6 protein-coding genes and 1 pseudogene are annotated in these 11,870 nt (G+C 67.6%); 6 read left to right on the top strand and 1 reads right to left on the bottom strand.

The features are described 5' to 3' along the window. The 4 genes and pseudogenes from KJ554_15060 to KJ554_15045 all read left to right on the top strand — a co-directional run. Window positions 1-2,614, top strand: a 2,614-nt coding sequence (locus KJ554_15060) for a hypothetical protein (GenBank protein ID MBU0743650.1), incomplete at its 5' end; no start/stop codon positions are given. A gap of 190 nt (window positions 2,615-2,804) precedes the next feature. Further along, window positions 2,805-5,543 carry a hypothetical protein gene (locus tag KJ554_15055; protein MBU0743649.1) on the top strand — a complete coding sequence of 913 codons (2,739 nt, stop codon included), beginning with the start codon at window positions 2,805-2,807 and terminating at the stop codon, window positions 5,541-5,543. A 47-nt stretch (window positions 5,544-5,590) separates the two neighbouring features. Continuing rightward, a pseudogene (locus tag KJ554_15050) lies at window positions 5,591-5,698 on the top strand (cytochrome-c peroxidase). A 15-nt stretch (window positions 5,699-5,713) separates the two neighbouring features. Beyond that, on the top strand, window positions 5,714-8,932 hold the full coding sequence (locus KJ554_15045; protein MBU0743648.1) for a TIR domain-containing protein: 3,219 nt from the start codon (window positions 5,714-5,716) through the stop codon (window positions 8,930-8,932). 21 nt (window positions 8,933-8,953) lie between these two features. Here KJ554_15045 and KJ554_15040 read toward each other — a convergent pair whose 3' ends face one another. Next, window positions 8,954-10,825: a nitrite reductase gene (locus KJ554_15040; GenBank protein ID MBU0743647.1), complete on the bottom strand. Its 1,872-nt coding sequence runs from the start codon at window positions 10,823-10,825 to the stop codon at window positions 8,954-8,956. Between the two features lie 129 nt (window positions 10,826-10,954). On the opposite strand from KJ554_15040, the gene KJ554_15035 reads away from it, so the two are divergent. Continuing rightward, window positions 10,955-11,521, top strand: coding sequence for a hypothetical protein (locus tag KJ554_15035; GenBank protein MBU0743646.1), 567 nt, complete (start codon window positions 10,955-10,957; stop codon window positions 11,519-11,521). Beyond that, window positions 11,521-11,870, top strand: a 350-nt coding sequence (locus tag KJ554_15030) for a DUF4126 domain-containing protein (protein MBU0743645.1), incomplete at its 3' end; no start/stop codon positions are given. The genes KJ554_15035 and KJ554_15030, both read left to right, overlap by 1 nt.

The following is an 11,870-nucleotide window of genomic DNA, read 5'->3' as shown; positions in this document are numbered from 1 at the left end:
CGGCGCCCCCTTCGGTTCGGTCGTCTCCGGCGCACTCTCCTTCGGCGACATCGCGTCCGGCGCCGCCGCCTGGTCGGCTGGCCCCGCCCAGGTGACCATCGCCGCCGACGCCCCCGACGGCGAACTGATCCGCTGGCCCCTGTTCGTGACCGACGGCGTGGACGTATGGATCTCGGTGGTCGAGTCCGTCGTGCAGGCGGCGGATCTCTCGGTCGACGCGTTCAGCTGGTCCGGCCCGGGCGGCGACCTGGATCCCGGCGAGGCGGGCAGCCTGATCCTGGACCTGGCCAACGCCGGCAGTCTCGACGCCGCGGCGATCACCGCCACCCTCACCACCGAGAGTCCCTGGCTGACGGTCGGCGTCGGCACCGCGGCCTTCGGCGACATCGCCACCGGCAGCGCGGGCGACAACGCCGGCTCGCCCTTCGAGCTGATCGTCAGCCCCGACTGCTACCAGGGACACCTGGCGGTCTTGAGCGTCGACATCGATTACAACGGCGGCATGCAGACCGCGCTGCAACTCGTCCTGACCGTCGGCCAGGCGGCTACCGACGCGCCCTTCGGCCCCGACGGCTACGGCTACTACGCCTATGACGACACCGATACCGGCAGCGGCTTCGCGCCCGTCTACGACTGGATCGCCATCGATCCCGACCACGGCGGCGCGGGCGCCGACGTGGGCCTCTCGGACTTCGGCTGGGAGCAGGACGACACGCGCACGCTCGACCTGCCGTTCACCTTCCGCTACTACGGGCAGGACTACGACCGCGTATCGATCTGCTCCAACGGCTGGCTCGCCATGGGCGAGATGAACCTGGTGCACTACCGCAACTACGGCATCCCGTCGGCCGGCTCGCCGGGCGCCATGATCGCGCCCTTCTGGGACAACCTCTACCAGACCGGCACCCGCCGCGTGTACGCCTGGCACGACGTCGCAGAGCACCGCTACGTGGTCCAGTGGTACGACATGCCCAACGACTACTCCAACGCCGTGCAGAACGTCGAGGTGGTGCTCTACGATCCCGCGTGGCACCAGACGTCCACCGGCGACGGCATGATCCTCTTCCAGTACGAGCAGGTGGGCAACACCGACGCTCGCGACGGCTACGCCACCGTGGGCATCCAGAACGCGGAGCGCACCGACGGCCTGATGTACACCTTCTGGGGCCGGTACGCCGGGAGCGCGGCACCGCTCGCCACCGGCCGCGCGATCCTCTTCATGCCGCTCGGCGAGATCCTGCATCCGTCGGCCGTTGTCACGCCGGTCTCGCTCGAAACCGGCGCTGCGCCCGGCAACCAGGTCGTCGAATACCTGCACGTCGCCAACGACGGCGAGGAAGGCTCGCAGCTCAATTTCACCGTGACCAAGGTCGATCCGGCCACCGTGAACGTCGTGAAGAGCCAGCCCGGCGGCGATGACGCCGGGGTCGTGCCCGCCAGCCTCGTGGGCTCCGACGTGAAGCTCAACACCACCGAGTACGAAGCGGGCGCGACCGTGACGCTCGACCTGTCGGCCACCTGCCTGAGCGACGACAACGAATGGCTGGTCTTCGTCTCCGTCGCCATGCCGTCCGGCGTCTCGGTCGTCACGGCCGGCAACATGCCCACCTATCACGGCACCATGGTCTGGAACGGCGCCACCGGCGACGGCGCGGTGACGACCTGGGGCACCGGCAGCCCCAGCGGCGGCTTCCTCGACAACACCGAGACCGGGCACGCGTCCCTCACCCTCGCATTCGACGCGGGTCTCGCCGGGGACGTGCAGCTGGACTGGTTCGTCCACGGCGACTACTACGGGCAGCCGCCCCACGAGATCTTCGGCCAGATCGTCCTGGTGCCGGCCGCGTCCTCGATCCACGTCACCGCACCGAACGTCGGGGACGTGGCGGTTCTGGGCGAGACCGTCGACGTGACCTTCCTGGCGGTCAACGGGCCCGAGTTCGTGACCATGGAGCTGCAGCGCGCCGACGGCGGCGGCTGGGAGATCCTGGCCACCGGCGTCTCGGCCGTGGCCGGATCCTGGCCCTGGACCGTGAGCGGCGATCCGGGGCCGTGGGCCGTGATCCGCGTGACCGACGAGGCCGATCCCGCGGTCTTCGGCGAGAGCGGCGTCTTCGCCGTGGGACGCAACCTGGACTGGATCCAGCTCAGCGGCGAGACGGGCTCGGTCGCATCGGGCGCGAGCGTCGACGTGACCGTCACCCTCGACGCGACGGGCCTCGCCGACGGCGTCTACGCGGCCAACCTCGACGTCGACCACAACGGCGGCGCCAAGGCGACCGTGCCGGTCGCGTTCACCGTGAGCGACGGGACCGCCGTCGAGGACGCCCTGCCCGCGCGCGTGACACTGCTGGGCGCCCATCCCAACCCGTTCAACCCGCAGACCGTGATCGGCTTCGCGCTGCCGTCGGACATGGCGGCCGCGCTGAAGGTCTACTCGGCCGAGGGCAAGCTGGTGCGCACCCTTTTGACGGGCCGCCAGCTCGCCGGACGGCACCGGGTGCTGTGGGACGGGCGCGACGACGCCGGGCGCACGGCGTCGTCGGGCGTGTACCTGTACCGTCTGGTGACCGCCGAGGGGGCGTTGAGCGGGAAGGTGGCGTTGCTGAAATAGGGCGCCGCGGCACTCGAAAACGAGATGGTTGACGCGTCAATATTTGACATGTCAACCATCTCGTTTTTTCCGTTTGCGGCGCGCGCGGGAGGTGTGGTCTCGATTCGCACACTCCCCCATCTGGTATGTTATGCTCCCCCGGGATACCGCCGCGGGACGAGCGGCGGCGCGCATTGCTAAAGGGGGGGCCATGAAGAGGCAATCGAGTTACAGGTTCGTCGTTACCATCGCTGTTCTGTTCGTCGCCGCCGGCCTCGCGCCGGCGGTTTCACCCCAGGGAGAAAAGGTCAAGGTGCCCCGGGCGCCCGTCGCGGGCGTTCGCGCCGAGATCCCGGCTGCACGGGCCGTCATGCTGTCGGATCTGCGCCGCGCCAAGTGCGAAGGCGACGCCGCGGCGGCCGCTCGTCTCCACGATCGACTGGGCTGGACCGATGCGTCCGCACCCGCGATCCCGTCCCATATCGCGCCCGAAGTCGTGATCCGCGACGACCGGCCGCGCGACCCGCTCAAGTGGGGCGGCGATGTCCTGGTCAGCCAGCCCGATTGGTCGTCCGGGTACCAGGCCATGGCCTGCCGGAGCGACGGCACCTTCTACGTCGTGGACGTCGATCTGATCAACAACGATTACCTCGACCTGTACACGTCCGACGACGGCGGAGCGAACTGGATCTACGAGTACAGCCTGCACGAACCGGCGGGCGTCAAGTACTTCCCTTCGATCGCCATCGGCGAGGGCGTGAACGACCGCCTGCTGATCGCCTACGAGACGGCCCGCAACACGGCCGATGCGCGAGTCGTGGTGTTCTGGCGGGACCTGGACACGGGCGGCACGGGCACGGTAACGGTCGATACCTACCCGGGCAACATCGTCGGACGCCCCAAGATCTGCGTGGACAGCCCCGAGTATTCGGTCTGGTACGCTTACCTCACCTACGTGAGGGGGTTGGCCGGCGTGGGCGACTACCAGCTGTGGTTCAGCCGCTCCCTCGCTTACGGCGAGACATGGGAGACGCCCATGTTGCGGTCCCTCTCCGTCAATTACGAGGACGATCACGCGATCGACTTCGGCAGCGCCGGACTCCTCTGCGCCTGGAGCGAGAAATCCATCTCCGCCAACATCCACGCGACCTGGAGCGCCGACTTCGGCGCCACCTGGGGCGCGCCGACGCTGCTCGCTTCGTCCGCCCTCGACGAATTCGAACCGAGCGTGGCCGTCTCGAACGTCGACGACACGGCGGTCGTGATTTTCGCCGTGGATTACGGTGGTATGGATACCGACATCGAAGCCTGCGTGACCACCAACGGCGGCGGTGCGTGGTCGAGGGTGTATCTGCCCTACAACGGCGAGTACGAACTCGGCTCCAACCTGACCTTCGACCCCGTCACGAACACGATCAACGCCGCCTACGGCCGCGCGAAGGGCGTGATCACCACGAGCGCCGGGCACCTCACGCCCGCGACCTGGTCGCCGGCGCTGCGCGTGAACGAGCAGCAGTCGGCTGCGTACATCGCCCGTCGCGCCATCGCGGCCGACCCCACCGGGACCCACGGCGTGGGCATAGCCTGGATGGACGACCGGGATCCCGACAAGTACGGCGTGTACTTCGACGCCTCGAACGTCGTCAATCCGCGCGCCGTGGAGTACCTGGTGATCTGCCCCGACGCGTTGATCGATCCGGCGGGCGTGCTGGCCCACTATCGCGAACTGCGAGGGTACGGCGTGCACCTGGTGACGCTGTCGCAGATCGGTCCCGCGCCCCTGGGCGCGGCGGACATAGATCAGTTCATCGAGGAATATGCGGCAGCTTCGCCACAACTGCGGTTCCTGACCCTGATCGGCGACGTGGACCTGCTGCCCGGGTTCTACGTCGACGACGGCAGCGCCCAGTGGTACAGCGACCTGCGCTACGCCGACACCGACGGGAGCTTCGCCGTCGATTACTCGCCAGACATCGCGGTGGGCCGCATCCCGGTCCGCGACGCCGGCGAGCTGTGGGACTACGTCGCCAAGGTGAAGGCGTTCGAACTGGTCCACCAGACCCGCAACAAGGTGATCTTCTTCGGCAGCCAGCCCGAGATGGGCTACGTCGCCACGCGGGACTCGGCGGAAATCGCCGACCTGGGCTACGACGTCGGCACCCTCTACGACCCCTCCGAGACGCAGCTCTTCGCGTCGCTCAACGACCCGGCCGTGGCCATGGTCCTGTACTACGGCCACGGCAGCTTCGCCACCAACTGGCCCCTGCACCTGGGCAACCTGGACCTGTGGACGAACGAGGACCGCCCGGTCCTCTACTTCTCCGGCGGCTGCGAGTTCAACGACAACACCATCGTCGATCCGCCCCTCGGCCACGAACTCCTGTTCTCGCCCGGCTGCGCCGCGATCGCCACCGGGGCGACGGTGAACGGCGGCTACGGCTACGCCTACGAGTACATCCACATCCTGCTGCGCGACTCGTGGCTCTACAAGACCATGGGCGAGCTGCACCGGCATGCGCTCATTTCGCATCGCGACCATGCCGCGGCCATGGGGCAGGACGTGAGCCTCGGCTCGTGGGTCCAGTTCTTCACCGGGCGCATGATGTGCCACGGCGATCCGGCCCTGCGCATCGACGGCGACGTGACGGCCGTTCCCGAGGCGGCCCCCGGCGCGCCGCGCCTGTCCCAGAACCATCCCAACCCCTTCAACCCGCGCACGACGATACGCTTCGAGCTGCCGGCCCGCGCCGCGGTGGGATTGCGCATCTACGATCTCGAGGGGCGTCTGGTGCGCGCGCTGCTCGACGGCGCGCCGCGGGACGCGGGACCGCACGAGGTCGTGTGGGACGGCCGCGATGCTCACGGGGCGGACGCGCCCTCCGGCGTCTACATGTACCGGTTGGCGACCGGAAGGGGGACCTTGACCGGCAAGATGGCGCTCTTGAGGTAGGGTGCCGCGGCGCGAAAAACAGGGATAGCCTGCTCGGCGGCACCTTCGGCGTGCGCAACAGCCCGACCGTCTACAACGCCGCCCTGCACATCGCCCAGTTCCGGGACGGCCGCGAGCCGGACGTCGAGGCCCGGGCCAAGGGTCCCATCCTCAACTAGGTCGAGCACGGCATGGCCGCGGCCTCGCGGGAGTCGCTGCGATCGTTCTTGGCCTTCCCTCCGTCGACGGCTTTCATGTACAATGGCTATCCGATGACGATTGGAGTCCGGACAAGGCCCGTGAGCACTGAGGATCCGATGAAGAAGAAATACATCGGCAAGAACCGGGCGGACAATCTCGCCTGGCTGGAAAACGTCTGGCTCGAGGACGGGCCGCCGGTCTGCTTCCTCCAGGGATTCTCCGGCGTGGGCAAGACCGATCTCGCGCGCGATTTCAGGGAACTCGCCGAGAAACAGGGGAAGTGGAAACAGGCGGTCATCAACGAAGTCGCCGACCGGCCCACTCCCAGCATCCTGGAAAGCCTGATGGAGCTTTCTGTGGTGCTGAGTCATCAAGGGTTGCCCGAGATGGAGCAGGTTCTTTTCGAGCAGACCAGACCCGATCTCGCATACGCGCTCGAGCTGGCATTGCAGCAACCGGTCGTCATCATCCTCGACGAGGCCCAGCGTTTCTTCCGGCCGGATTCGGACACGCTGCTGCCGGCAATAAACGGCATCCTCTCCGCCCTCCGAACCCGGTCCAATCTTCCTGGACGGCTGCTGCTCCTGAGCGACCGCATGGTCGAGGAGGCGCGCTGGTCGGAATGGATACCGAAACGCACGCTGAAGAGACTGGAGCCGGAGGAGGCCGTAGCGGCGCTCGAGGCCAAACTGGAGGAAGCCGGCGTCTCGGTGGAGATTCCGCCGGAGCGGATGAGGGAGGTCGTTCGTGACCTGGACTTCAATCCCCGCGCCATCGAAGCGCTGGTGGGAGCGTTGCGCTACGACAGTCTCGATGAAATCATCGAAAGCAATCCCGGACTCTGGGCGGTTCGGGACCGGGAGGTCTCCCGCGATTTCCTCAAGGCCCTGGAGCGCGACCTTCTCGAGCGGACGATGCGGAATCTCGGCGAGGTGTTCCAGCGAAAGCTCTGGCGCCTGGCGGTGCATCGCCGCAGTTTCAGGCGCGAGGCCCTCGAAAAACTCTGCGGCAGCAAGGACGAAGCCGGCGAACTGCGCTCAGTCCTGGTTACCCGCTACCTGCTGAACATCTATAAAGGGTCTCTCGCCCTGAATCCGATCGTTCGCGAGATATCGCTGACCCACCTTCGCGACGCGCCGGCCGAGTTCCGCCGGGCCCACTCCAGCGCCGCCGACTATCACATGCGGCATTTCAAGTCCAAGCAGATCGTCGGCAGCCAGAGCAAGCTCGGCGAGTCCTTCGCGGAACTGCGCTACCACCTCGTGCAGGCCGGCCGGGAAGCGGACCTTTCGGTCATCGGCCAGCGGTTCACCGACCACCTGAAGCAGGAACTCCACTCGACCTCCCCCATACCCGACGACGCGGAGGAGCTGGCCGAGCGGATAGGCGTGCTGACGGCGCTGCTCGGCAACGGGGGCGCAAAGGGATTGGAATACCACCTCGCCCGCTGCCTTCAGCGCCGGGACATGCCGGGGGACATCCAGCAGGCGGTCATCCACGCCAAGCGGTCGCTCGGCCCCGGTGCACAGGACGCGTGGTATCTGCTTGCAAGTCTCAGGTATCAGTCTGAAGGAGCGGATGCGGCCATCGCCGATGTGCGTCGCGGGGTCAGCGCGTTGAAGAGTCCCGATTCCATGGCCCCGCTCTATCAGCTCGGCGCCGAGATTCTGGCCCGAGCGGGCAAGACCGACGAAGCGGTGGCGCTGCTCAAGGACGGCATCGGGGTCATCCCACCCGACAAGAGCCTCTTCTCCCTCTTCAACAGTTGCGCCGACCTGCTGGCCAAGGCGGACAGGATCGACGAGGCGGTAGCCCTGCTCGAGGAGGGCATCGGGATCATCCCGCCCGGCAAGAACCTCTTCTCGCTCTACCAGGCGCTGAGCGTAGCCTACTGCCGGGAGGGACGAGTCCAGGACGCGATCGCATCGCTGCGGGAAGGGCTGCGTCGAATCCCCCAGCGTTTCAACCGTCATAGACTCGTCGAAGGGGCCCAATGCCTGTGTGCCGCGATCAACGATGCACGGACCCTGGCGGAGATCCTCTCCGGAACGGGGGCCGACGCGATCGGACCCGAGCAGGCCGTCCTCGGCGCCGTGCTGCAATGCCAGATGCGAGGCGACTGGCTTGCCGCCGCGGATACAGCGAGCGCGGCCCGGCAGAAATACACGCAATACTGCACCCTCGCGTGCTTCGAGGCCTTTTCGCGTCTGGCGGCGGGGGACCCCGACGCCGCATGGCTGGCCTTGTCCAGTTCTCCGAACCTGCACACCGGAACCGGGGAGCCGCACGGCTGGCTGGCGACCTTCATTCATTTGCGCCGCGGCGCTCTCCCCGAGGCGTCCGCCGCTCTTGCGACCTATCTGGGCCGGCCGGTGGACGAGGGCCGGGAGCTCAACGAATCCTTCCTCCTGCGGCTCTGGGACCAGCACGATTTCGCGCCGGACAGCAATCGGCTCTGTTACCATTATCCAATCATGCCGCCGTCGCTCACGGGGCAGAACCATGCGGTTCATCGTATCCTCTACGGGGATCCGGTCCTGCCGGAATTGACCGTCACCGGAAATGTCGGACACGAGCTCACCCCACGGGCAACCGCCGCGGCGGCGCCCGATATCTACGTCTCCTACGCGTGGGGTGAGGATTCCTCGGAGGCGGGCCGCCAGCGAGAAGAGATCGTCGACCGCCTGTGCGCTGCCGTCGAGGCGGCCGGCCATGTCATCGGCCGCGACAAGGACCGGCTGCAGGGAGGGGATTCGATCGAGCGGTTCGCCCACGAGATCTCGAAGGCCAAGCGGATCGTCGCGGTCGTCAGCGAGAAATCCCTGAACTCGGAGTTCTGCATGGCGCACGAACTGTTTCGCGCCTTCCGAAGGTGCGACTACCAGCGAGCGGAGTTCCAGGAGAAGGTGATTGCCCTCGTCATGGACGATGCCAGGCCCCTGCTGAAAGACCACCTGACCGTCGTCGCGCTGGCGAAGGTCTGGCGGGACAGGCTGGAAAAACTCCGCACGGAACTCGAGTCGGTCGACCCGACGCGGAAGTCCGCCGACCCCTGGGTCTTCGTGGACATGATGGAGGATATGTGCCCGCGCCTGCCGGCCATGCTGGACGCCCTCAGGGACGTCGTGATGAAGCGCGGCTTCGGGGAGATCGTGAACGACGGGTTTCGGGAGGTTCTCCGTCTATTGCCGCCGCAGACGCGTTCGTGAGACAGGTTTCACCCGTCAGACCTACTCCTCGAACACCACCTCGTCCCGGAACCCCTCCAGATACCCCAGCCGCTCCCAGTCCAGCACCGTGTCGGGCCCGTGGCAGTCGCCGCACATCAGCGCGCCCTCGAGCCGCACGCCGTGGCTGATCTCCAGGTGGGCGTCGGTGGGCAGCCAGCGCGGCTCTACGTTGCGGCCGGCGCGCACGTCCTCGTACGAACCGGTGTCCCAGCCGTCGATACCCATGTAGGACATGAAGCGGTCCAGCATGTAGATCCTGAACATCCAGCCGTACATCATCCTCATCATGGACTTGTCCATCTCGGCGCGGGCGGCGGCGTCAGGATCGCCGTCGCGGTAGTACAGCGGCAGGTTGTAGGGCACGAACATGCCGCCGAAGGGGCCGCTGTTCCGCAGGTCGATGTGCTGGCGGCCGTTGAAGCGCTTCATGGCGTAGAGCTTCGAGGGGCGGCGCGCGGCGAGGGGGCGCATGACCGACTCGTACCACCCCGCGTAGTCGAACTCGGCGAACTCGGGCCAGCGCTGGGCCGCGTCGTAGAAGTTGTACCGGTCGCCGCCGCCGGGGTTGTCGCCGATGGGGTTGCCCAGGAAGGTGCAATCGCCGTTCCACCAGACATAGTCGATGCCGTCGCCCGGCCGGCAGCGCTTGTCGACGTCGGTGTAGATGTGGATGCCCGGCTCGGCCTCCCACTGTGTCGTGGCGAAGTCGCGCCGCGTCGCGTTGTCGGGATGCAGCGACGGGATGTGGCAGGTGGTGCAGGCCACCACCGCGAGGTGGCCGTTCAGCGCCCGCGCGACGCTGTCGCCGCCCGCGTGCGGCGGGTCGTCGTGGCAGTCGAGGCACGACACCTCGACGCCGGGCAGGTCGTTGGCCATCAGGGTCGTGGTGTGCGTGCCGCGGGCGACGCGGTGGCCCTCGCTGAAGTGGCAGTCCAGGCAGGACATCCCCGCGGCGGCGTGCACGTCCCACGTGGGCGAGAACGGCGTGCCGCGTTTAGATCCCGGGTGGCGCAGGCGCGGCCAGCGATCGCCGAGCTCGCGCAGGCTCTGCATGTACGATGGATCGACCGGATCGACGTACAGGTCGCCGCCGAAGTTGTGCTGGTGGCAGCGCAGGCAGGTCCTGGCGGCGGGCGTGGTCACGGTCAGGGCGGCCTCGAGCGACCGGTCCTGTCCCCAGCGCAGGCGGCCGTTGCGGTCGCGCACGATCTGCTTGCGGTCCATGTCGTAGGCCGCGGCGTGGCAGATCAGGCAGTCGATGGCGTCGGTCTCGCGCGGCAGGGTGGCGTACAGCGGCATCATCTCGCCCAGCGGCGCCTGGTACTGCCCGCCCGGGTGGCACTGGCCGCAGCCTTCGCTCAGGGTGTCGCCGGCCTGGGTGACGACCAGCTCGGCCCATGCGGTCATGGCCAGCGAGCCGGGCTTGGGGCAGGGACGGTTGAGCTTGCCCATGGCGAAGTCGTCGGCCAGCTTGCCGTCGAAGCCCCATACGTTGGGATGCTTCGTGGTGAAGAAGCGGTAGTGGGCCGACCCGGTCAGGTTGGCGAGCAGGCCCTCTCGGTGGACTCCGCCGTCGCGGTCCTCGTACACGATGTCCTCGTGGCAACCGAGACAGGTCGAGGGACCGGCGTAGGACAGCAGGCCGGCCTCGCGGAAATACGCCACGTGGGAAAAGTCGTCGCCGAGTCCGCGGGCCAGCGCCTCGAAACCGGCGGTCGTGGTCACGGTGACGGCGAACTCGATCACGCCGGGGCGGCTGTCCGCCGGCAGCATGGCGTTGATCAGATGCGACCAGGCGTGCAGGCGCCAGGCGGCGACGAGCAGCAGGACGACGAGCAGCGGGGCCCACCGTGTTTTTCTTCCCGGCACCATGGCTCACCTCCAAGCGCGATCATCCCACAAATCGCCGGGTCTTTCCAGGCGCGCCATGAAACATTGCCAGATCCGGCTGGCCTGATAGACTCGGCGCCATAGGCGAGATCTCTGCCCCGGGGGTATGTCATGCTGTCCAATCCGCTGCGCACCTACCTGCAATCCAACGTCAAGGTCCTCTACGTCATCTGGATCGCCTTCCAGGTGGCGGCGGCCCTCTACTACCTCATCGCCCGCGTCATGGGGCAGAACTGGCCGCCCGAGGACAGGGTGGAGATAGGCTACGCGCCGGTCTTCTACATCTGCGCCGCCCTGCTGGCGGTGGCCTCGTTCCTCTACCAGAGACGGGCCTTCTCGGAGGCGAAGCTCTCCGGGAGCCTGACCGTTGAGCCCAACCCGAACTCCCTGACCACGGTAGCCCAGGCGAGAAACGACGCGTACGCGGCTCTCGGCGAGGCGGACAGGAGCCTGGTCAAGAGCTTCGCCTACGTGCAGACCTCCTACATCGTGACCTGGGCCCAGCAGGAGGCCATCGCGATTCTGGGCCTGATGCTGGCGATCCTGACCCGCGACACCACGAACACGGTCCTGTTCAACCTCGTGGCGATCGCCCTGCTGTTCGTCACGCGCCCGACGCCGCTGCCGCTCCTGGAGCGCGCCACGAAGCGCCTCCAGTACGGCGGGGGGGACGATTGATGGAGACGGCGCTGAGCCTGATGCTGGGACTGGGCCTCGCCGCGGCGGTCGGCTTCCGGATCTTCGTGCCGTTCCTGATGGTGAGCCTGGCGGCCCACACCGGCCACCTGGACCTGTCCGACGGTCAGGCCTGGATCGGCACGCTGCCGGCGCTGATCATGTTCGCGGCCGCCACCCTGGCGGAGATCGCCGCCTATCACCTGCCCTGGTTCGACCACCTGCTGGACATCCTGTCGGGCCCGGCCGCGGTGGTCTGCGGCGCGATCCTGATGGCGTCGGCCGCGGTCGACATGGAACCGCTGGTCAAGTGGCCCGTGGCGATCATCGCCGGCGGCGGCACGGCCGGCCT

The sequence above is a fragment of the bacterium genome, from assembly GCA_018814885.1.
Taxonomy (GTDB): domain Bacteria; phylum Krumholzibacteriota; class Krumholzibacteriia; order LZORAL124-64-63; family LZORAL124-64-63; genus JAHIYU01.
This window is presented reverse-complemented; position numbering and strand designations above follow the sequence as displayed.